The following is a 21,936-nucleotide window of genomic DNA, read 5'->3' as shown; positions in this document are numbered from 1 at the left end:
AAAAACAGACCAAGTCCACTAGGGGCTATGATCTGCCTTTGAATACATTTATATATAAGAACATCATCATTAACAGGTATAGCAAATAAAGCTACTACGCTCACCTAATCGTCATCTATGTCCCTATATACGTATAAATTAGCAGTACAAAAAAGCCCACATTTGTGGAAATATCTTCTCTTTTGTTCACGCTTAACGAATACGCATGGAATGTAACATAGATGGCAATCCTCCTACTTGAAAATATGGCTTCATACTAACATTGATCTATTCAAATTGTCAATTTATTTCCTTAAGCATCCCTTTGCTAAGTTTTGGTGTTTAAGGGATTGTGAAAAAGCAAACCATATGGATAGATAACTGTCTCTTCTGAAAACAAAATGAATAAGCTAATTATGGTGAAAAGTAATGAAATTAGAAACAGTTAAGTGTAGAATAAGGGGGGTGTCTATAATAGGGCGGTCTTACTATGTCTAATGCCCTATTACGGTGTTCATTTCCATAGAAAAGTAAACCAAATAGGGAGGTTCTAACATGGTACAACAGACTAAAATTGAAGATGATATTACTATTGCCCAACAGGCAAAAATGAAAAGGATTACAGACATTGCTGCCTCAATCGGATTATCAGTGGATGATATAGAGCCATATGGTCATTATAAAGCTAAGATTAATGGTACAGTATTAAATAGATTACGTACAAAGCCTGACGGAAAGCTGATTCTAGTGACAGCTATTAATCCAACTCCAGCAGGTGAAGGAAAATCAACTGTAACGGTCGGTTTAGGGCAAGCTCTTAATCGATTAGGACATAAAACGATTGTCGCCCTTCGTGAGCCATCGCTTGGTCCTACAATGGGAATTAAAGGTGGAGCAGCTGGCGGAGGTTATTCACAGGTCTTACCTATGGAGGATATTAATTTACACTTCACAGGGGATTTGCATGCCATTACAACGGCAAATAATGCTCTTGCTGCCATGATTGATAACCATATCCATCAAGGGAATGAGCTTGGAATCGACTCTAGACGTGTCATTTGGAAGCGTGTTGTAGATTTAAATGATCGTGCTCTAAGGAAGGTCATTATTGGGCTGGGTGGCCCGCTCCAAGGTGTACCACGTGAGGATGGCTTTGATATTACCGTAGCTTCAGAAATTATGGCGATCCTCTGCTTAAGTGAGGATATAGATGCGTTGAAAGCTCGTTTAGCTCAAATCGTCATTGGCTATACATACACGAAAAAGCCTGTCACTGTAGCCGATTTAAAAGCTCAAGGAGCCTTAACATTATTGTTAAAAGAAGCTATAAAGCCAAATCTAGTTCAGACACTAGAAAACACACCTGCTCTTATTCATGGTGGGCCTTTTGCCAATATCGCTCATGGCTGTAACAGTTTAGCTGCCACAAAGCTAAGCCTGAAGCTTGCTGATTATACTGTGACCGAGGCTGGCTTCGGTGCGGATCTTGGAGCAGAAAAATTCTTAAATATTAAAGCACGGATTGGTCAGCTTGATCCAAGTGCCGTTGTCATTGTAGCAACTATTCGTGCGCTCAAAATGCACGGAGGAGTTCCTAAGGATCAGTTGAAGCAAGAAAATGTTGATGCCTTATTGAACGGATTAAAGAATCTTGAAAAGCATGCTCAAACGATTCAAGGCTTTGGACTTCCGTTTGTCATTGCTGTTAATCGTTTCGTTACTGATACAGATGCAGAAATCAAGGTGCTCATGGACTGGTGTGAGAAGCAAGGCTTTCCTGTTGCTCTTACAGAGGTTTGGGCTAAAGGTGGAGCAGGTGGTGAGGATTTGGCCAATACGCTATTGCCACTGATTGAAGCGAAGACCCTGTTAAACACAAAGCTAACTCACACGTATGAGCTAGAGCAAACGATTGAAGAGAAGCTACATGCTATTGCAACGAAGGTATATGGAGCTTCACATGTTGAATTAAGCTCTAAAGCGCAAAAGCAAATCGCTGAGTTTAAAAAGAACGGCTGGGAGCACTTACCTATCTGTATGGCTAAAACACAATACTCACTAAGTGATGATCCAACAAAGCTTGGTCGCCCTCAAGAGTTTAGTATTACGATCCGTGAATTTAAGCCATCTATCGGAGCAGGGTTTATCGTAGCACTAACAGGTGATGTGATGACGATGCCTGGATTACCGAAAATTCCATCTGCCTTAGCCATGGATGTTGATGCCGAAGGTAAAGCAGTAGGTCTATTTTAGGAAAATCAGTTGATAAAGGATAAAAAGATATAGGTAGAATGTATATTCTTCTCCCCTGTAGTCATAGAATATAACATATTCATGATGAAGAATATTGTGGTGTTGCATAAGAGTAAACCTCTCAGATGAAATGACCCCCAATGTTCCATCTATAGGGAGAAGAAAAATGTCTAAATCCATATCAAAAAATATCTTAGCCTTCATTAAAGGCAAAATATCTGAGGAAGAATTGAAGGATAGAATCCGTAATCAATCCAAAGATGAACCAACGCTAAAAAGAGATTTTAAACAAAAATCGAATTGAATACACTTTTTAAATTTGAGGCTATCTATTAGCCTCTTTTTTGTATAAAATTTTAACCAATCTGTCTGCTTGTACTAGCAAATACTCGTGATCTTCTATTAACTTACTGAAGACCTTTTTGAAAAAAGAAACTTGATGCCTTTTTTCTCACTAATATAAAGTAAGCAGAAATATTTACAAAACTATTCCTTTCATGAAATACTAGGTTTAATATAGTATTCAATTAATTGAAATGATAAGGAGATAACCAATGGGGCTACAGGATTCCGTATTATCGATGCAAATTCAGCAGGAGATTGATGCTTTAAGGCAGCGTTTTTTTGAGATTAGTCAGTATATTGGGCATCACCCTGAGCTTGGACATGAAGAATTTAAAGCTGCTGAAATTTTAACTAAAGAGCTTAAGGCTCATGGATTTCAGGTTGAGCTGGGAACAGCAGGACTAGCTACTGCTTTTACAGCAGAATTTGATAGCGGAAAGCCTGGTCCAACTATAGGGTATATGTGTGAATATGATGCCTTACCGGGTCTAGGCCACGCTTGTGGTCATAATCTGATTGGCACGATGGGCATTGCTTCAGGAATCGGCTTAAGCAAGGTTGTTGAACACACGGGAGGACGTGTTTTTGTTTATGGAACTCCAGCAGAGGAAACTCGTGGAGGTAAAGTTACAATGGCCGAGCAAGGACTATTTAATCACTTAGATGTAGCTATGATGGCTCATCCCTCTTCTCATTATCAAAAAAGCGGCTCATCTCTTGCTATGGATGCCATACAGTTTGAGTTCCACGGAAAAGCGGCTCACGCGGCGGCTGCTCCTCATGAGGGAGTCAATGCATTGGATGCTGTGATCCAAACGTTTAACGCAATCAATGCGCTTCGCCAGCATGTAAAGCCTGATGTTAGAATTCATGGCATTATCCCTGAGGGTGGACAAGCGGCTAATATTGTTCCTGATTATGCCAAAGCTCAATTCTATGTCCGTGCGGCAAGTCGTTCATATTTAAAGGAAGTTTTGCAAAAAGTTATTTCATGTGCTGAAGCCGCAGCCTTAGCTACTGGAGCTACTTTGGGGACGTCCTTTTACGAGCTCAGCTATGATGATATGCTAACAAACCAGGCACTATCAGATACTTTTACAAAACAGCTTTCAGTCCTTGGTATTAGCGATGATGAGATTAAGGAGAAGGAAGGTGGTGGCAGTGGCTCCATAGATATGGGGAATGTTAGTCAGGCCACGCCAGCTATTCATCCTTACATAAGGATTTCACAGACACCAATAATCGGGCATACCCATGAATTTAGAGAAGCTGCGTTAAGTTCAGAAGGATTTGAGGGCATGCTAATAGGAGCAAAGGCACTCGCTTTAACAGGTCTTGCTGTTCTACAGGATGCTGATTTATTACGGAAGATTAAAGAAGAGTTCCAATCTGCATTAGAAGTTTCATCTATCTGATAGACTTTACTTAATAAGCTTAAACTTCATTTTTCAAATAAACATATCTTAGAAAGTTTAGTCTTAGCTTATAGCTTTACTCTTACATTCGTTAAGTGATTGAATTAACCGAGAAAGGACTGTTGAAAATGGCTCATTTATTTTCTCCATACACGATTAAAGGAGTCACCCTTCCCAATCGTATTGTTATGTCACCAATGTGTATGTACTCATGTATGAATCAGGATGGAAAGGTCATGAACTGGCATAAGACACACTACACAAGCAGAGCTGTTGGTCAGGTTGGGCTCATTATTTTAGAAGCTTCTGCTGTTACACCTCAAGGCAGAATTTCTCCTCAGGATTTAGGAATTTGGAGTGACGACCACATCGAAGGGCTAAGAGAGCTTGTTGAGCTTGTTCATGAGCAAGGAGCTAAAGTAGGGATTCAGATTGCCCATGCTGGTCGTAAAGCGATGGTTGAAGGAGATATTGTTGCTCCATCCCCTATTCCTTTTAATGATAAATTCAAGACACCTGTAGAATTGAGTCTCGAGCAAATTGAAGAGACGATTCAGGCTTTTTTAGACGGGGCTAGAAGAGCAAAGGAAGCTGGCTTTGATGTTATTGAGCTACACGCAGCTCACGGCTATTTAATCAATGAATTTCTTTCTCCATTAACGAATGAGCGTACGGACCAATATGGTGGAGATCGCGAAAAGCGTTATCGTTTTCTGGAGGAAACGATTGATCGTGTGCAAGCTGTATGGTCAGGCCCACTATTTGTTCGCATTTCTGCTAATGACTTTCACCCTGAAGGACTTGGTATCGACGATTACGTATACTATGCACAAAAAATGAAGGAGCAGGGTGTTGATTTAATCGATTGTAGCTCTGGGGCTGTGGTACCGGCCAAGATTGATGCTTTTCCCGGTTATCAGGTTCCTTATGCTGAAGCTATCCGTCGAGAGGTTAACATTGCAACGGGGGCTGTTGGTCTTATAACATCCGGTGTACAGGCAGAAGAAATTGTGCATAACGAAAGAGCTGATTTAGTATTCTTAGCTAGAGAGCTATTACGAGATCCTTATTGGCCTCGTACAGCGGCTAAAGAGCTGAATGTAGAATTAGCTCCTCCTAACCAATATGAGCGGGGCTGGTCATAAGCTATAAGCAATGCCATTGATAAATGTTAGCAAGGAAAGCATAGATTAAAGCTATTAAAACGCCGATTTTAGACTCATCCGCTTGTCTTAAATCGGCGTTTTAGAGTGCTGCTTTTTTCAATTCTTATACTAAATTTTTCATAATATGCTCATAATATAGGAATCGGAACTATGATAAAATTTACCTAGGTTGACATAGGAGGTTGCACATGAAATCTAAAGGCTTATTCCTAGTCCTTTTTGTTATCGTTGTTGGTGTTACATTTTATAGCGCATTCTCAGGCCAAACAGAAACTATGGCACATAAACCGGAGGTTGGTTTTAAAGCTCCTCCATTTGAATTGCTAGGCCTAAATGAAGAGGTTACTCATCGCCTTGAGTCTAATGATCAGCCTATTCTCATCAATTTTTGGGCTTCCTGGTGTGGTCCATGTAAGGATGAAGCACCTGATTTAAACTCTGTTTACGAAGAGTATAAGGATCGGGTTCAATTCTATGCGATTAATATGACCGATACAGACTATAGACCAAACGTTGATAAATTTATGGAGGACTATCAGTTTGCTTTACCTGTCCTTCTGGATCAAGACGGGATTGTTAGTAAGAGCTATCAAGTCTTAGCCGTCCCGACAACGTTTTTTGTAGATAAAAATAATGTCATTGTTCATAAGCATGTTGGAGCTGCCACAAGGTCACAGCTACAAGAACAGTTAAGAAAGCTGGTTGATTAGGTATGTTTTCTATTCCTGAACTCCTTTCAGTTGGAGGACTAGCCATTCCTCTAAGGACTCTTATCTTATTATTAATAGGCTTAGCTTTGTTATTCCCTGTAAAATGGCTGTGCAATAAAGTTAGTTTTCCTTACTTGGAATGGCGTGATGTGTGGACGAATGCCATAATTGGATACTTGATCGTTTGGAAGTTTTCTTTTGTTCTAGTCGAGCCTTTGATTCTTTTTCAGAACCCAAGTGCTATTCTTTATGCAACTGGTGGTACGATTGGAATGGTTTTAGGTGTCCTGACGGCTTTAGGAATGCTCTTATATTCTTTAAAAAAGAGAAATCTCCCTATAGCTCGTTTTTTTGATGTGTTCACTGTGTGGCTAACGGCTACGTTAACTTTGTATTGGGTAGTCCAACGAACCTACGGCTTGCCTACTCAAATGCCTTGGGGCATCCCTCTAGACGAGGTAATCATAATTAACCCATCTGCCGAAAATATTGTGAATTATCATCCCATTTTTTTATATCAATTTTTACTAGGAACAGCAATTTTACTATATCTATTAAGCTTAAAAGATAGATTTGGGAGTGGTGTAGGCACCATTCATTCTTTGTTTTTGTTAGGGATCGGCTTATTAGCTATCTCTACAGCTATCTATCAGCCTACTTCTGCTTTGTTAGGTCTTTCATCCACTCAATGGATTTACCTTATTATAAGTCTGCTAGGGCTTATTGGTTCTATTTTGTACAATCCAAAAAACCTGACCAATTAATGATTCATTCGGTCAGGTTCTCTTAGTCAATTATAGTATTACAGTGACTTGATGTTTTGAATTATCTTCATTGCCTCTACAGAATCGTATTCTTTAACGATCAGACATCCCTAACTTCTTCCTATCACTACGAGGATAGCAGTAAGAGGTTTCAACTCTGCTTATTAATCTCTAATTCGTTAGTACTCCGTTTATGATAAATAAGAAAAAGAGTCAATGATACTAAAATAAATCCAGAGAAGATCAGAAACATAGAACCATAGCCAACCCATTGAACAACAAGGCCTGATAAAACAGCTCCTAGACCAATTCCAATATCAAAGCTTGAGAAAAATGTGGCTGTCGCTGCTCCACGGCGATTTTCAGGGGATACAGCAATCACCAAGGCCTGATAGCTAGGCTGAAGACTTCCATAGCCAATACCAATAATAACGGCCGCTATGTAAAGCAAGGCTGGTCCTGTAGCAAGCCCAAGAGTGATAATACCAATAAAATAGATAATCCCTCCAAGTAAAACAATGAGAAATGGACCTCTACGATCAAACCATTTTCCAGCTAAGGGTCTAGAGAATACCAGAGCTAAAGCATAAAGAGAAAAATAAGCACCTGCCAGCTTAGAGCCCCCAAGCTCTACAGCATAGAGTGGAATAAAAGTTACCGTTCCACCAAATACGATGGCAATCAAGAGAACACAAAGTGAAATTGGGAAAGCCTTTGGTTCAAAAAGCTTGTAAAATAAGCTCTTAAGCTTAGTAAGTGAATTTTCTTGTTTCTCCTCATTAGGCTGAATTGATTCATTCTTCTCGTTTGAGGGATTTACCTCATTCTTGTTTTTATGTGCATCAATTATTTTTGTAGGTGGGCGTAAAAACATAGCGAGGATTACGCCTAAAGCGGCAAAAAAGACACATATGCCAAAAAACTGAGTATATGTAAACATCTCTACAAGATAGACTGCCACTAATGGACCTAAAGCCATGGCTACCACGACAAACATTCCAAAGTAGCCTATTCCTTCACCCCTACGATTAGCAGGAATCCATTCTGCTGCCATAGTACTTCCAGCCGTTGTGGCCATCCCAAAGCCAAAGCCATGAATCAAACGAACGAGCATAAAAAAAGCTAATGTTTTTACCCATAAATAACCAATTGTAGCCATTAAAAATATGATAACGGCTAATACAAACACTTTCTTATGGCTAGATTTATCCATAAAATAGCCTGTAAGTGGTCTAGAAACAACGGCAGCAAGTGTAAATACCGCTATTAATAGTCCTACCTGACTTTCTTGAGCCTGTAGCTCCTCAACTAAATAGATAGGCAAGGTAGGGGTAAGAAAGAAAAAGCTTGTAAACATTAAGAAATTTACAAAGCTTAATGTGATAAACCTTGGCGTCCAAAGACGCTCTGATGGTTCAGAATGAGGAATAGTTTTGTCTTGCTCAGCGTTCATGTATTATTTTCCTCCACTTCACGATTAACTCAATACTTCGTGTTCCTTACTATTATATCATACTCTCCCCGCATTCCCCCTTCTCCCCTGTCATTCTTCCTTCTATTATGATATACTGGAAATAATCATCTGTTTTTTGAAGATTTAAAATTTAACTAAGGAGGGATCATGATGGACGGGAGAGCATTGCTATTTGTTGGACCTGACGGATCTGGACGATTTACTTTAGCTGAGGCCATCGGGATTACTCTGCATATTCCCCGCGTTGTTTCCTATACAACAAGAGAGAAAAGGACTAAGGAAACAGAAGGAAAGGAATATCATTATATTACCGAGTCTGAGTTTAAGCAAATGGAGCAGAATGAGGAATTTATTGAAGTTGTTCAAGCGGATGGTATTTGTTACGGTATCACAAAAGTAGATTGTGAAAGGCTCTTGAAGGAGAATGGTAGCTTTTTTGCTATCTTAAGCCCTGAAGGCTGTGAGATTTTTAAGAAGCTTTTTGACAAGACCTTAACTATCTTTGTTCAAGCAGACAAGGAAACGGTTACTCAAAGACAAATCCAACGTGGTGACGACCCACAAACAATCGAAAGACATCTAAGCCACTACGATGAAATAATGGACTATCAATCATCCTGTGATATTGTGATCCCAAACTATGACCTAGCTAGTACGGCACAGGAGCTTACCACTAGAATTGAAACATTTTTAGGAATAACTCATCATCCAGATAGTAAATATTAATATCATTCTATATGAAGGGATCTCACATTAGTGAGATTCTTTAGTTTGAAAGGATGAACGATACGTAATGAACCAGCTTCAACCAATAAAGGCTAATGAAAGAATTGAATTACTAGACAGTATTCGTGGATTGGCTCTGCTAGGCATTCTTCTAGTCAATATGAGTATTTTTTCCTATCCTTCTATTTATCTGAATGTGGCCAATATCCAATGGTGGGATAGCTCCTTAGATCGAGGCACACAGTGGTTGGTTGCTTTTTTGGCGGAAGGTAAGTTTTATCCCATGTTCTCCTTCTTATTTGGAGCAGGCTTTATGTTATTCATGACCAGAGCTGAACAAAAGCAGGTTAACAGTCGTGCTCTTTATAAAAGAAGGGCATTCATCCTATTAGGAATTGGCTTGATTCATGCCATCTTTATTTGGATGGGCGATATCCTAGTGACCTATGCACTGCTGTCTTTGTTTCTATTGCTGTTTAGAAACAGAAAGCCTTCAACCATTTTAAAATGGGCTTTTTCACTCTTAATCCTCCCTGCTCTATTGTTTACATTGTTGCTGGGGGCTTCAAGTGAGCTAAGTAATCTAGATGATCAAAGCATGATACAGACCTATACACTAATCTCTGAACAGGCCTTAAACGTTTATAGTGAAGGTACGTATGCTCAAATTTTAACTTTTAGAATCAATGAGCTCATGTTTATGTACGCTAACTCTATCGTCAGTCTTCCTACTGTGCTTGGGATGTTCCTATTAGGGATGTTTATGATTCGCATTCATGTTTTCCAACGTATGGATGAATTAAAATCTAAACTGAAAAGGGCATGGCTTATAAGTATGCTTGTGGGTATCCCACTTTCAATTGCCTATGCTACCTTCACACATAGTGCGACAATAGAAATCCTAGGTGCCTTAATCGGTGGACCTGCTATGACGATCTTTTACCTGATCTCGCTCACCTTTCTGTATAAGCAATCTGCTGTTAAAAAAGGGCTACAGCTATTAGCACCTGTAGGAAGATTAGGTTTGACCAATTACTTGTTACAATCTATCATCTGTACTTCTATTTTTTATAGCTATGGACTAGGACTTTATGGTGATGTTTCTCCTTTCTGGACTGTTGTTCTAGCTCTTAGTATCTATGTTATACAAATTTTCTTTAGCCATTTATGGCTCAAGCGCTATCAGTTTGGACCAGCAGAATGGATTTGGCGTAAGCTTACGTATAAATAACCAATAACATAATAAGCTAGCAAAAGATCACGATTACACAATCATTCGTGGTCTTTTTGTATGTAAGCTTATCAAGCAATGATGTGATAAATGGGACTAATCGTAGACCTACTTGAAATTATTTTCTAAAAATTCCGCCATTAACTGTTGTATAATTTTAAATATTGTGTCATATTGTTATATAACAGAATAAAATGAGTATAATACATTTAGCATTTAAATACGACATCGTCCTCTTCCCCATTCTGTTTTTCTTACCGTTTAAGAATTTATAAAATTTGATACAATGATTTCTTCAAATTTTATAAATTCTGGCTGCATGTAAAAGCTTCCTCTAACGATGGACTAGAGGACTTCTTCGAAAAGGCTTCAATAAAAGCTTTTCTTACCTGTCTATAAAAAATATAGAAAGAAGGAGAAATGAAAATGAGCCCTCTCAGTTCAAATGTCGGTCCTAAGCATTGTCGCGTATGTAGTGATGTAATTACAGAGCAATTTGATTCCTATGTTGACACCTGTGGTAAATGTCTTGGAGATCATTCTAAGGTTTTAACAAAAGCAGACGGTGTTTGGAAATGGGAAGAGACTGTTGAGTAATTCAACAGCCTCTTTTCCATGTGAGCTTATTTTCATCTAACCCATTTACTTCTTCGCACCGTGCGAAACTCTCGGGCTAGGATGTTGTACAGTGGTGGCGGTCGGTTAAGGCTTTTTAGCTTTCTTTATCCTCATTGAGTAACAAATAGAACTAGACTAAATAGAACAGCCTGAACCATCATTAGACTAATGGTTAGCTTTCTATATGAGCTTTGTTGCAGATGATGCGGCCAAGGAAAAACCCCTTGCCAAAACTGACGCTGATGATAATTTTTCATTCCTTTCATCTGTGTAAACGTAATAAAGATAAAACCAAGACCTATTGCAGCCTTCACATAAATATTTGGAAGCCACCAAATCAGTAGCATAGCTACAATACTTAATCTGAAAAATCGACTTGAATATTCCTCTGTTCTCATAAATGTTTTTAAAAGGAGATATAAATACGCCTGCTTCCTATTAAAGGGCAATATATTCCCTAGCCAGCTTAGCCATTTTCGCTCCTTTACCTTTTTCCCAATATGCGGGACATCTACAAACAGATTAATAAACCCGTAGAATTTCGCCTGAAGCTTCTGCTCCATCTCTAATAAATTCATCCAGCGATATAAATAACGCTTAATCATATTTCTCTCGTACATAAAGAAAGCAATAACAGCTAATCCGAGTACAGCTCCCCCGATGATGAAGCTCTCAAAAATAAGAAATGTTCCTCCTGAAAAAAACCAATACAGGAGTGCCCCGTTGAATAACAGCCTAGCTACTCCATGCAGAAAGCGCTTATCTGGATAAGGAACCCTAAGGACATTCCAAGAGGAATAAACGTTCCAACCCTTTGCCAAGACGGGGATCAGATAAAATAATAGTAGATTCTGCTGCTCAAGTGGAATTTTTGCATCGTATAAGGGCTTTAGCATAAGGAGTAGTACAAAAACAAGACCACACTGAAGCAATAAGTTGTATCTTAATGTTTTACTAAAATAATGCTCCATCTCACGCTCTAGAGTAGGTAAAAACAGCATATCCGCTTCTTTTAGAAACGTCCGATGACGACCGACAGTGAGCACAATGGCAAGCAATACAGTCAACGCTAAGTCCACTGGAAACTGCTCTGGAATTAAATCAATCATTTGCCTATAGTACACACCTGCTAAAATGGTCAGGAATATTATCGTAACCAATAACCCGTTGTTTGCAAACGCACTGCGGTATTTCAGAATTTCCACAGTAAACTCCTTAAACCTTTTCTGATAAAGTTCCTTTACATCGAGTTTCATTGAGCCCCACCTACTGTAAGCTCCATATATATCTCATCTAAAGACGCATGCGGTAGCTTACTCGCCTCTCTAAGCTCACCAAGAGTACCCTGTATCTTGACCTTACCTTCATGAATAATAACAAAACGATCACAATACTTCTCGGCTGTAGCAAGAATGTGAGTGGACATTAAAATCCCTGAGCCTTCTTGTCTAGCCTTCGTTAACCATTCTAATAGAGAACGAATCCCAAGTGGGTCCAATCCTAATAAGGGCTCATCAATGATATAAAGAGGCGGCTGCACTAAAAAAGCCATCATAATCATCAGCTTCTGCTTCATCCCTTTTGAAAATTGGAATGGGAAGCGCTTAACCTTGTCCTCCATCCGAAATTCCTTAAGTAGGGCATGTACACGTGTCTCGAAAGTGGATTTATCTAATCCGTAGACCATCGCTACTAGCTCAAGATGCTCCCACAAGGTTAGTTCATCATAATAAACTGGTGACTCCGGGATAAAACTGAACTGAGAACGATAGGCTTCAGGGTCTTCCGTAAAGGTTTTACCATTAATCTGTATCGTCCCTTTATGTGGATGGAGAAGTCCTAGAATATGCTTGATGGTTGTACTTTTCCCTGCCCCATTTAATCCAATAAGGGCTACAATCTCACTCTCATTCACTTGTAAAGAAACATCATGTAAAACTGGAGTCGCACTTCCGTAGCCTCCAGTAAGCTGATCTACCTGTAGCAATGCCGACACATCGATCCCATCCTTTATTTATCTATTTGCTTGTTATGTACCCATTATATAGTACTTCTATGATTCGTCTTAGCTTTATCCTTATTTTCCCTTAATTTCGGATGAGATTCAAGTATATAAAAAAGTGAAGAGAATCATGCCGTAAACTCGGCATGATTCTCAATAACATTCATCTTATCTTTAATCATTTTCACCTGAGGTAGGTTGGTCAAAGCTTAGCATAAATGTTCTAGATGGACTTGAAAGGCTGTTTAATGAATTGCTATTAGATGATACTGAAAGAATATAGATTCTATATCCACCGTTGTTAGTGCCACCATTGTAGTCGCTTTTAATGCTTAGAGTTGCCGGTGATGACGGAGAGCCTGATGATTGAACAACTGGGATTTGAGTGAAAAAGGAACTTCGTGCATTGGCCATACCTAAAGTGAAATTTATATTTTCTGGAACAACAAATGCTCTATATTGTCCAATTCCACTTTTATTCTCAGGTTCAGTAAACTCTACAGTTATTGAACATCCCCCTTGTTCACAGCTAGGTACGATATCAGAATTATTAATTGATACTGCATCTACTGGAGTTGCAGTAAGTGAAAAAATAGACGATGATCTAAATAATGCATTAGTAGTATTTGTATTACTAGAGCTCACTGACAGAACATAGATTCTATAAGTTACACCACTTTTTAAAGTTTCGCCACTTGTATCTGTAGAGTTCTCATTAAAATTTACACTATTTTGGTTAGTAGATGTAGATGTAGATATAGTAAGGTAATTAGCATTGTTTCTTGCATCCTCCAAGCTAAAGCTACTATTTGATTTAGCAACAAAAACTCTATACTGATTAATACCGCTTTGATTAATTGGTTTAGCAATTGTTACCCTTAGATCTCTCCCGTCCCCATAAACACTAGCAACGTCCGTAGTAGCGTTTGTAACCGCCTCTACTCGCTGATTCGTACTTAAACTAATATAAGCAGAAGTAGAAGACAACGCATTCGTGTAGTTAGCTTGATTGTTCCCTACCGCCATAACAAATACTCTGTATGGTACGTTATTGGAAATTAAGTCTCCTCTTGTGTCTCTAGCAGAAGATGGCAAGGTTGTAGTAATGTCATATCCTGTTTTAGGAACATCTACATACCGATTTCTAGTATTATTTGAGTTAGCCAGGTTGTTTGCTGTATTTAGATTAAAGCTGTTCGCATCAATTTCCCTAACTACAAAAATACGATAATTAGCAACCTTAGACTCATCACTTGATCTGTTAAACAAAACTCGTAAATCCCTACCGTCGTTATAATCCCCTGCATCTTCAGCCCGAATGTTTGTCGGTGCTTGAATAGGGCTATTGCTACTTAACGTAATAGTAGAAGAAGCAGATGAAAGTCGATTGTTGCTTGAGTTAGAGTTATTAGCTACAGATAGAACAAATACAGTATAAGAAACTCCGTTACGAATAAAATCTCCATCTGTATCTCTAGTATTTGAATTTAACAAAGATCTGATAGTTGTACTTGAAGATGATGATCCTTGTTTAGATACAACTGTGTAATTCGCACTATTTACATTGTTAGCTGAACTCAAATTAAAGTTATTCGCTTTACTTGTTTTTACAACCATAATTCTATAGTTAGCAATGCCCGTATCCTGCCTTGCTTTTGTAAAAGTTACTTCTAAGTCCCTTCCGTCACCATGATCACTAACATCTAAAGCTCTTACATTAGTAGCAGCATTAGAGGAAGTCATGTTTTCAGTTAGAACGATAGCCTGAGAAGCACCAGATAATACATTTCTGTTGCTCACTCTTTGATTTCCTGCTGTTAAAACATAGACGACATAGGATTCATTGTTACGAATCAAGTTCCCATCTACATCACGAGTTTGGTCGGTAAGCTTTACTGTTTGATTTTGACCCGTTTTGTTTACTACTGTGTAATTACGGTATGATAGCTCTTCTGCTCTAGAAAGGTTAAAGTTTCTAGCATTGCTTGATTTAACAACCAATACACGATAATGATCAACATTAGCCTCGTCCGCAGATCTATTAAAGGTAACCTCTAGGTCACGTCCATCGCCATGGTCACTAATATCTTTGACTCTAACATTAGAAGCGCTTCTTAATTCTGTATTACTTGTAACAAATACAGTTTGTGTTGCAGCGTCCCATCTTACGTTTGCCCCTAAAGCTTCACTGACAAATCGGATAGGAACCATCGTCCTATTATTAATCGTCATTGCTGAGACATCTAGTGCTACAGATTGATTATTTACTCTAGCGACACTCGAACCAATCGTTAATGAGATGGACGTACCATCCTTTGTTGCCCCTACTGTCATCGTTCTTTGATTCCAGCTTACCCTCGCATCTAAAGCTTCAAAGATGGCTCTAAGAGGTACCATTGTTCGATTTGAGCGCTGGACAGGTGGTTGGTCTGTTTTCAGCTCCGTACCGTTAATCACAATTTTTGTGGTTGATGCCTCTACAGAAGCTGGTTGAATTTGAAATAAACTAGAAAGCACTAAAATACTTAGTGTAAAAATAGCGACTATTTTTTTCACACTTGCTCCTCCTACTCTTTACCTTAATTTTCCTTGATCAATTATATAACGTTGCTTTTGAATAAAAAGTTTCCGTTTTCCCGACTGATTAAAAAATATTTTTTTCCTTCATCATGGACCTCTCCACTAAGCTTGTCCGACACACGTATCAGGCAATAAATAAACGACCATCCCTACTTCCCCTCTATATAATATCGACAAAAACAAAGCAAAAATAAATAGCTTCAAGGAAATATATATGCCCAATCCGCTCAACTTATGTGTAACTACTTGGTCATTACAGCATTTCAATAAACTAATTCATTAGAAAAGCTTCTATTGAAGCCTTATCGAAGAGGCTGCCTAGCCCATCGTTAGAGGAAACTTTTACATGAAGCCAGAATTTATAAAACTTGAAGAAATCATTGTTCAAATTTATAAATTCTTAGCTGTCCAAAAAGAGTGACCTTCAAAAGACATCCTCTCTCTCAAGTCACTCTCTATTACCCTATTAAATGTATACTATTTCCTTGGCAATAATCGACATACTATTAGGAATTTATAATTAGCCACATCATTAAGGAAAGAATCCAAGCAAGCATTAGTCCCCCAAAGAAAGTATTTTCATGAGTCACCTCACCTTGCTTTATCTTCTTTAATAGGGCTACGAGATTCAAAAAGAATAAATAGCCAACAATAGGTATTGAAAGAAGAGCTATAGTTAAAAACATTAGCTTTTTAATCTGTCTAACTGCACTTTGGCAAACTGCATCATTTCTTGAATCATATCAGTAGAGAAATCAAATTTTATTCCTGCAGTTGCATACACATCTGGTAGTGACTTTGATCCGCCTAAAGCTAATGCCTCCTTATATCCTGCAATAGCCCCCTTAGGGTCCTCCGTATACTTCTTCCAGAGCTGTAAAGCTCCCAGCTGAGCAACAGCATACTCAATATAGTAAAATGGAACTTCAAAGATATGGAGTTGTAATAGCCATCGAAGTTTTATCTTCTCTTCTACTCCATCAATGTTGATACCAGGCAATGTAAAGCGTTGAATTAGATCCATAAATACTTTGTTTCTTTCCTTGATACTATGCTGCGGATTTTCGTATATCCAATGCTGAAAACGATCCACAACCATTGCCCATGGGAAAAAGGATATAATGCCCTCAATGTGCTCCTTCTGCGCTCTCTTCAAATCAGTCTCATCCTGATAGAAACGATCCCATTTATCAATCGTAAATAGCTCCATAGCCATACTGGCCACTTCAGCAGACTCCATCGGAGCAGATTTATAATTCGCCAAAGCTTGTTCCTTGGCCAACAGATTATGAATACAATGTCCACCTTCATGAACCATAGTAGAAAGATCATCCTGTGTTCCAACAGCATTCATAAAAATAAAGGACAATCCTGTAACAGGTAAGCTCGAACAGAAGCCTCCTGGAGATTTTGCTTTCCTGCTTTCTAAATCAAGCAAATCATGATCATTCATATCTTGAACAAGCTTTGCAAAGACAGGATCAAGCTGCTCAAATATATCTATCGTTCCTTTTACCAGCTCATCTGCTTCCTTAAACGGGATTAAGGGCTCCTGCCCCTTAGGAATAGCTTGTGTATCCCAAGGTCGATAATCCTCTACCCCGATCTCAAGCTGATGCTTTTTCTTTATCTCTTGAACCAAATGGACCACATGCTTTTCTACTGCGTCATGAAACTGAAAGCAGTCCTCTGGTGTATAATCAAATCTCTCGTATTTCTTGAACATATAATCCCTATACGTCTTAAAGCCCGCATTTTGAGCAATCTGATGTCTAAGCCGAATAAGCTCATTCATGATTTCATTTAGCTGCTGCTCCTTACTACCCACTTCATCCCAAATTAAATTCCAGGCTTTTTCACGTATCTGACGGTCTGAGCTCATTAGGAACTTCCGCATTTGAGGAATTGTCTTTTCTTCCCCATTCCAATCTATTGTTATGCTTCCCGTAATTTCAAAGTACCTATTGTGTAGCTGATCCTCTTTCACCTGTAAAGAAATATTCTCTTCTCTAAAAATCTCAATGGAATTCACTTTAGATTTGATAAGCACATTATATTTCTGTTGATCTAACTGCTCTCTATATGGGCTTTCGTAGAATTTTTTGTCTAGTAGAGCTTCATATTTTTTAAGAAGTGGTTGAATAACCTCTTGATTATGTTCGTATCTTTTCTTGATCTCAGGATCATTGTTATAGCGATTAAAAGCAATATAATCTCCACTTAGTACTTCATCTATAGCCTCTATTAGCTCTGTCTCTTCTAATAAGAATTGCTCAAGGTCTTCCACCGAATGGATTTCCTTTTGCAGTAACTGAGCTAATTTTTGCTCAACATGATTTGGGTCCTGCAAAGAAATCTTTTCTTGAAAAAAATCTAACTTACCGCTCATCTGCGTCATCTCCTCTGCGCTATTAATCATCCTTTAAACTACATTACCATACTGATATATCCAATCACTGATTTTTGGTAAAATTCAAAATGTTAGTTTTGCCAAAATATTTGTTTTGAAAAATAAAAACAGAAAAAATATAGAAAAAATGAAGATTTCCATCCATTTATGCTGTAAAATGAGAACGATATTAATCAAAAGGAGAGTTTTATGGACACAAGAGATTTTACCGAAGAGGATATTGTTCCTGCTGGCTTTTGGATTCGGTTATGGGCCACACTTTTAGATAGTATTATCATTTTTTTACCTATTAATATTGTTCTTTTTTTCTTATTTCAGATAGATTTTGCTGAAGATATCTCAAGGCTCTTATCAAGTCTTTATTACTTACTCCTTCCTCTATTTTGGTCCGGACAAACCGTAGGGAAAGCTATCTGTCGTATCCGGATTGTAAAAACGAACGGAGAGGACGTTCACATAGGGAATATGTTGCTAAGAGTTATTGTTAGTGGTATTATTTACGGAATTACTTTTGGGATAGCAGCTATTGTAAGTGTCGTTATGGTCTGTGTAAGAGAAGATAAACGAGCTCTGCACGACCTCATTGCAGGTACTTGCGTGACTTATACAGATTAAAAAGTAAGGGTCTCCCTAAATATATTCAGGGAACCCTTACTTTTTTATACACTATACGATACGGGAACTAATTTTCTCTAAGATACTCACCTAAATCTCTTCAATAAAGGAAAGAACCTCTTTAACATGCCCATCCACTTTAACCTTAGGCCATGCTTTAACAATCTCTCCTTCTTTGTTCAGCACAAAAGTTGAGCGCTCAACACCCATAAATTCCTTACCAAACATTTTCTTAAGCTTCCATACACCAAAGTGCTCAGCAAGCTTTTGCTCCGTATCTGCTAATAATAAGAAGGGTAAATCATGCTTCTGAATAAACTTATCATGAGATTTTAGATCATCCGGGCTTACTCCTACTACTACCGTATCAAGCTTTGCAAACTTCGGATGATAATCTCTAAAATCACAGGCCTGTGTCGTGCAGCCTGGAGTCATATCCTTTGGATAGAAATAAAGCACCACATTTTTTCCTTCGAAATCAAGTAAAGACTTTTCTGTTCCATCACTAGCTGGAAGCTTAATATCAGGAACCTTTTGACCGACTACATCATTTGCCATAATTACAAAACTCCTTTCAGCTTTCTTATCACTAAGTAAGGTACCCTCTATTATCCTTTCATAATCCGCAAATAAGCAAGTATGATATAAAGTTACTTCCCTAGCACCCACTTATCCTTTGTAAACATCCAGTTTGCTATGGTAAACGCAACAGCAACGACAAGTGCTGTACTCCCAACGACATACAAAATGGTCTGAATCGAATAGATTCCATAGATTAATTCCTTTAATAGGACGTAAATGTTCATAAAAGGAATGACATAGTGTCCAAAGGTAAATTCATTTGGAACAACTCCTAGAAGCAAGAAATAAGGAACCATTCCTACAAACATAACTGGAGACAGATAATTCTGTGCTTCCTTGAAGCTTTTTGCAATGATACTAATCATCATTTGAATCGTTGAAAACATCAAGGCAAAGGCAACGATACCTACAACAGCGGATAGGAATAGAATAACGCTTTGACTTCCAAAGTCAATGGCTTGAGCTATGTTAGGAGTTAATGTCCTCGTAATGAGCAGGAAGGCTAATACTGAAAAGACTCCACTGATACTCCCAATTGTTGCTATAGTCAACCATTTTGCTGTAATCAGCTTCATTCTACTTACCGGTGCAATCAGTAAGGCTTCCATTGTTTTTCGTTCCTTTTCTCCAGCAAATAAATCAGTTGCCGCAGGAAAGCCGCCTAGCATAACGGACATCACTATAACTATAGAGAAGAGCATAGATAAGAGCATTAAGGAGACCTCTTCTCCCCCACTTAACGATTGAACACTTGTTTCAAAAGCCGTTATATCTTGTCTATCTATTCCAAGGCTATTCAGTCTTTCTAACATAATTTGATCTTTAAGTACTTCTAGCTGACCCATAACAACTCCAACTGCATTTGATGAACTCGTACTTGATTGGTCCGCATAAATCGTTATGTTAGGTAAGGAATTTGCATCAGCTGCTGAAGCCGTCTCACTCGTTAATAATGCAAGTCTAGCCTCTCCATCTACTGCAGCCTGCATAGGATCACTAACGGTGAGCAGCTCAATGGTCGGATTTTGCTCTAGAGACTCCTTAATCGTTGGATTAAGCTCAGCAGTAACGGCTACTCTACTTAGCTCTACCTTGTTTTCTGAGAAGAACATGCTTTCAAAGAAGAAAAGCATTAAGGAAATCATGATAACAGGAACGACAACACTCAGTAGTAAGGTCTTCGTATCACGGAACATGTCTTTAAGCTCTTTTACATATATCCTTTTAATCATTTGTCTACCCTCATTAGTTTTGACATCATAATATCATTCAAATCATCATTTTGTGCTTCTGCATACAAATTTTGCAATGTTCCGTTATACCTTAATTCCCCTTTATGAATCAATAGAATGGACTCACAAAGATGTTTTACCTCATCCATAATATGACTAGAAAAAATAATCGTTTTTCCTTCCTTACGTAGCTGATGGATTAACTGACGGAAAACGTTCGCTGCGGTAATATCTAATCCGGTTGTCGGCTCATCAAATAAGATAATCTGAGGATTATGAATCAAGGCTCGAGCTATCGCTACTTTTTGTCTCATTCCTTTAGAAAACCCTCCAAGCTTTCTATTTAAAAAATCTTCAATCCCAAATTGAACAGCTAACACTTCTACTCGCTCTTTCGTTTCTTGCTTACTCATGCCATATAGAGTAGCAAAGTACTCTAAATTTTCTTTAGCTGTTAAACGTTCATAAAGTCCCGTTTCACCACCAAACAGTACCCCAATTCTTTTCTTAACCTCCATGGGCTGCTGTAACGTATCATAGCCTGCAACTGTAATATTACCTTCATTAGGTTCAAGTAGTGTCGCTATCATTCTCAAAAGCGTGGTTTTCCCTGCGCCGTTTTCCCCTAATAACCCGACAATCTCCCCCTGCTTCACTGTGAAAGAGATGTCTTTAGCTGCATATACCGTTTGTTTCTTATCTTGAAAAGCTTTACTAACTCCCTTTACTTCAATCACATACTTCCCTCCTCAATAATTTGCTCATCTTCTTATCTTACGGTACTGTATCAAAAAAGTAACGTTTTTTTCAAAAGCAAAACATTGTATCAATTCTATACTTTCAAGTACTACAAAAAACCTCTATCTCTCCACACGCATTGGGGAAAATAGAGGTTTTAAATCTCATAAAGCACATAGGCTTAGCTTCTTTGAACTAGAGAAAGTTGTGCATATAACTTATAGGACAAGCTCATGCCTAAATAGAACTACAATATTAAAGAGCCTTCGCTAGACCTAATGGATGATCCTGCATCACCGGGCATTTTCCAAGTAAGTCATACGTAATGCAAACTGGCTTCTGTGTTCTAGGATCTGTTACGATCTCCGCATCAATATTAAATACCTTTTGTAATACAGAGCAGGTCATAACCTCGCTTGGCGATCCTTCCTTGACAATATTACCACCGTTAATTGCCACCATATGATGAGCAAAGCGCGCGGCATGATTCAGGTCATGAATAACCATGACTATCGTTCTTTTCTGCTCTTGATTTAAACGCTCAAGAAGCTGTAAAATCTCAAGCTGGTGAGCTAAATCTAAGTATGTTGTAGGCTCATCTAACAAAAGTAAATCCGTTTCCTGAGCCAAGGACATCGCAATCCAGACGCGCTGACGCTGACCACCAGATAACGCATCAATTGTGCGATCATGAAATTCGGTCATCCCCGTAACATCTAACGCCCAACGGACAATATCTTTGTCTTCTGCTGTCAGCTTACCAAAGCCTCGTTGATGAGGAAAACGACCATAGGAAACTAGCTCGGTCACCGTTAAACCACTAGGGGCTTCAGGTGTTTGGGGTAGAATGGCCATTTTCTTAGCGATTTCCTTTGTAGACTCCTTGTGAATGGCCTTACCATCTAGATAAACCACTCCCGTCTTCGCTTGTAGAATACGGGCCATAGTCTTTAGAATCGTAGACTTTCCGCAGCCGTTAGGACCAATAATTGTAGTAACTTTACCCTCTGGAATTTTAAGGTTAAGGTCCTTCACAATATCTCTTTCACCATAAGCAATGCCTAGCTTTTCTGTCGTTAAAGTGACCATGCTTTTT

The 21,936-nt window shown here is 38.6% G+C and carries 19 protein-coding genes; 10 read left to right on the top strand and 9 right to left on the bottom strand.

The features are described from left to right. Positions 1–534 precede the first annotated feature (534 nt). The 6 genes from J2S11_RS05600 to J2S11_RS05575 all read left to right on the top strand — a co-directional run bounded on the left by J2S11_RS05600 (position 535) and on the right by J2S11_RS05575 (position 6,632). Positions 535–2,232 carry a formate--tetrahydrofolate ligase gene (locus tag J2S11_RS05600; protein ID WP_307392080.1) on the top strand — a complete coding sequence of 566 codons (1,698 nt, stop codon included), beginning with the start codon at positions 535–537 and terminating at the stop codon, positions 2,230–2,232. 166 nt (positions 2,233–2,398) lie between these two features. Further along, positions 2,399–2,536, top strand: a complete 138-nt coding sequence (locus J2S11_RS05595) for a hypothetical protein (RefSeq protein WP_307392078.1) — start codon at positions 2,399–2,401, stop codon at positions 2,534–2,536. Positions 2,537–2,786: 250 nt separating this feature from the next. Further along, positions 2,787–3,992, top strand: coding sequence for a M20 family metallopeptidase (locus tag J2S11_RS05590; protein WP_307392075.1), 1,206 nt, complete (start codon positions 2,787–2,789; stop codon positions 3,990–3,992). A gap of 128 nt (positions 3,993–4,120) precedes the next feature. Beyond that, positions 4,121–5,137: an NADPH dehydrogenase NamA gene (gene namA, locus J2S11_RS05585; RefSeq protein WP_307392072.1), complete on the top strand. Its 1,017-nt coding sequence runs from the start codon at positions 4,121–4,123 to the stop codon at positions 5,135–5,137. Between the two features lie 209 nt (positions 5,138–5,346). After that, positions 5,347–5,868: a TlpA family protein disulfide reductase gene (locus J2S11_RS05580; RefSeq protein WP_307392070.1), complete on the top strand. Its 522-nt coding sequence runs from the start codon at positions 5,347–5,349 to the stop codon at positions 5,866–5,868. Positions 5,869–5,870: 2 nt separating this feature from the next. After that, complete coding sequence (locus J2S11_RS05575) at positions 5,871–6,632, top strand: prolipoprotein diacylglyceryl transferase family protein (protein WP_307392066.1); 762 nt, start codon at positions 5,871–5,873, stop codon at positions 6,630–6,632. Between the two features lie 151 nt (positions 6,633–6,783). Here the strand turns inward: J2S11_RS05575 and J2S11_RS05570 are convergent, their stop codons facing one another. Beyond that, positions 6,784–8,085 carry an MFS transporter gene (locus tag J2S11_RS05570; protein ID WP_307392065.1) on the bottom strand — a complete coding sequence of 434 codons (1,302 nt, stop codon included), beginning with the start codon at positions 8,083–8,085 and terminating at the stop codon, positions 6,784–6,786. A gap of 171 nt (positions 8,086–8,256) precedes the next feature. Between J2S11_RS05570 and J2S11_RS05565 the strand changes: the two genes are divergently transcribed. The 3 genes from J2S11_RS05565 (at position 8,257) to yhfH (ending at position 10,660) form a co-directional block, all read left to right on the top strand. Continuing rightward, positions 8,257–8,832, top strand: a complete 576-nt coding sequence (locus J2S11_RS05565; RefSeq protein ID WP_307392063.1) for a guanylate kinase — start codon at positions 8,257–8,259, stop codon at positions 8,830–8,832. 67 nt (positions 8,833–8,899) lie between these two features. Beyond that, entirely contained in the window at positions 8,900–10,063 is a 1,164-nt protein-coding gene (locus tag J2S11_RS05560; RefSeq protein ID WP_307392061.1) for a DUF418 domain-containing protein, read from the top strand. A 426-nt stretch (positions 10,064–10,489) separates the two neighbouring features. Next, positions 10,490–10,660, top strand: a complete 171-nt coding sequence (yhfH, locus tag J2S11_RS05555) for a protein YhfH (RefSeq protein ID WP_307392059.1) — start codon at positions 10,490–10,492, stop codon at positions 10,658–10,660. Between the two features lie 131 nt (positions 10,661–10,791). Here the strand turns inward: yhfH and J2S11_RS05550 are convergent, their stop codons facing one another. From J2S11_RS05550 to J2S11_RS05535, 4 genes are all read right to left on the bottom strand, one after another. Further along, on the bottom strand, positions 10,792–11,937 hold the full coding sequence (locus tag J2S11_RS05550; protein ID WP_307392057.1) for an ABC transporter permease: 1,146 nt from the start codon (positions 11,935–11,937) through the stop codon (positions 10,792–10,794). Beyond that, a complete protein-coding gene (locus J2S11_RS05545) occupies positions 11,934–12,677 on the bottom strand; it encodes an ABC transporter ATP-binding protein (RefSeq protein WP_307392054.1) in 744 nt (247 codons plus the stop codon). The genes J2S11_RS05550 and J2S11_RS05545 overlap by 4 nt, the downstream gene beginning before the upstream one ends. 180 nt (positions 12,678–12,857) lie before the next feature. Next, a complete protein-coding gene (locus J2S11_RS05540; RefSeq protein ID WP_307392053.1) occupies positions 12,858–15,239 on the bottom strand; it encodes a copper amine oxidase N-terminal domain-containing protein in 2,382 nt (793 codons plus the stop codon). A 709-nt stretch (positions 15,240–15,948) separates the two neighbouring features. After that, on the bottom strand, positions 15,949–17,652 hold the full coding sequence (locus tag J2S11_RS05535; RefSeq protein WP_307392050.1) for a M3 family oligoendopeptidase: 1,704 nt from the start codon (positions 17,650–17,652) through the stop codon (positions 15,949–15,951). A 210-nt stretch (positions 17,653–17,862) separates the two neighbouring features. Between J2S11_RS05535 and J2S11_RS05530 the strand changes: the two genes are divergently transcribed. Further along, the gene (locus J2S11_RS05530) at positions 17,863–18,288 is read left to right on the top strand and encodes an RDD family protein (protein ID WP_307392048.1); all 426 of its coding nucleotides are present in this window, start codon (positions 17,863–17,865) and stop codon (positions 18,286–18,288) included. Positions 18,289–18,378: 90 nt separating this feature from the next. Here J2S11_RS05530 and bcp read toward each other — a convergent pair whose 3' ends face one another. The 4 genes from bcp to J2S11_RS05510 all read right to left on the bottom strand — a co-directional run bounded on the left by bcp (position 18,379) and on the right by J2S11_RS05510 (position 21,929). Continuing rightward, on the bottom strand, positions 18,379–18,846 hold the full coding sequence (gene bcp, locus J2S11_RS05525; RefSeq protein ID WP_307392045.1) for a thioredoxin-dependent thiol peroxidase: 468 nt from the start codon (positions 18,844–18,846) through the stop codon (positions 18,379–18,381). A gap of 92 nt (positions 18,847–18,938) precedes the next feature. Beyond that, a complete protein-coding gene (locus J2S11_RS05520) occupies positions 18,939–20,102 on the bottom strand; it encodes an ABC transporter permease subunit (protein ID WP_307392042.1) in 1,164 nt (387 codons plus the stop codon). Next, on the bottom strand, positions 20,099–20,839 hold the full coding sequence (locus J2S11_RS05515) for an ATP-binding cassette domain-containing protein (RefSeq protein ID WP_307392032.1): 741 nt from the start codon (positions 20,837–20,839) through the stop codon (positions 20,099–20,101). Before J2S11_RS05515 ends, J2S11_RS05520 begins: the two co-directional genes overlap by 4 nt. 256 nt (positions 20,840–21,095) lie before the next feature. Further along, positions 21,096–21,929: an ABC transporter ATP-binding protein gene (locus J2S11_RS05510; RefSeq protein ID WP_307392030.1), complete on the bottom strand. Its 834-nt coding sequence runs from the start codon at positions 21,927–21,929 to the stop codon at positions 21,096–21,098. Positions 21,930–21,936 lie beyond the last annotated feature (7 nt).

This window comes from Bacillus horti (genome assembly GCF_030813115.1).
Classification (GTDB): Bacteria; Bacillota; Bacilli; order Caldalkalibacillales; family JCM-10596; genus Bacillus_CH; species Bacillus_CH horti.
The sequence above is the reverse complement of the archived record's forward strand: the minus strand, read 5'-3'. Positions and strand labels throughout refer to the sequence as shown.

Bases quoted from the DNA above. Each gene is read 5' to 3' on its own strand.
- J2S11_RS05600 (WP_307392080.1), top strand. From the start codon at position 535: ATGGTACAACAGACTAAAATTGAAGATGATATTACTATTGCCCAACAG.
- J2S11_RS05595 (WP_307392078.1), top strand. From the start codon at position 2,399: ATGTCTAAATCCATATCAAAAAATATCTTAGCCTTCATTAAAGGCAAA.
- J2S11_RS05590 (WP_307392075.1), top strand. From the start codon at position 2,787: ATGGGGCTACAGGATTCCGTATTATCGATGCAAATTCAGCAGGAGATT.
- namA (WP_307392072.1), top strand. From the start codon at position 4,121: ATGGCTCATTTATTTTCTCCATACACGATTAAAGGAGTCACCCTTCCC.
- J2S11_RS05580 (WP_307392070.1), top strand. From the start codon at position 5,347: ATGAAATCTAAAGGCTTATTCCTAGTCCTTTTTGTTATCGTTGTTGGT.
- J2S11_RS05575 (WP_307392066.1), top strand. From the start codon at position 5,871: ATGTTTTCTATTCCTGAACTCCTTTCAGTTGGAGGACTAGCCATTCCT.
- J2S11_RS05570 (WP_307392065.1), bottom strand. From the start codon at position 8,085: ATGAACGCTGAGCAAGACAAAACTATTCCTCATTCTGAACCATCAGAG.
- J2S11_RS05565 (WP_307392063.1), top strand. From the start codon at position 8,257: ATGGACGGGAGAGCATTGCTATTTGTTGGACCTGACGGATCTGGACGA.
- J2S11_RS05560 (WP_307392061.1), top strand. From the start codon at position 8,900: ATGAACCAGCTTCAACCAATAAAGGCTAATGAAAGAATTGAATTACTA.
- yhfH (WP_307392059.1), top strand. From the start codon at position 10,490: ATGAGCCCTCTCAGTTCAAATGTCGGTCCTAAGCATTGTCGCGTATGT.
- J2S11_RS05550 (WP_307392057.1), bottom strand. From the start codon at position 11,937: ATGAAACTCGATGTAAAGGAACTTTATCAGAAAAGGTTTAAGGAGTTT.
- J2S11_RS05535 (WP_307392050.1), bottom strand. From the start codon at position 17,652: ATGAGCGGTAAGTTAGATTTTTTTCAAGAAAAGATTTCTTTGCAGGAC.
- J2S11_RS05530 (WP_307392048.1), top strand. From the start codon at position 17,863: ATGGACACAAGAGATTTTACCGAAGAGGATATTGTTCCTGCTGGCTTT.
- bcp (WP_307392045.1), bottom strand. From the start codon at position 18,846: ATGGCAAATGATGTAGTCGGTCAAAAGGTTCCTGATATTAAGCTTCCA.
- J2S11_RS05520 (WP_307392042.1), bottom strand. From the start codon at position 20,102: ATGATTAAAAGGATATATGTAAAAGAGCTTAAAGACATGTTCCGTGAT.
- J2S11_RS05510 (WP_307392030.1), bottom strand. From the start codon at position 21,929: ATGGTCACTTTAACGACAGAAAAGCTAGGCATTGCTTATGGTGAAAGA.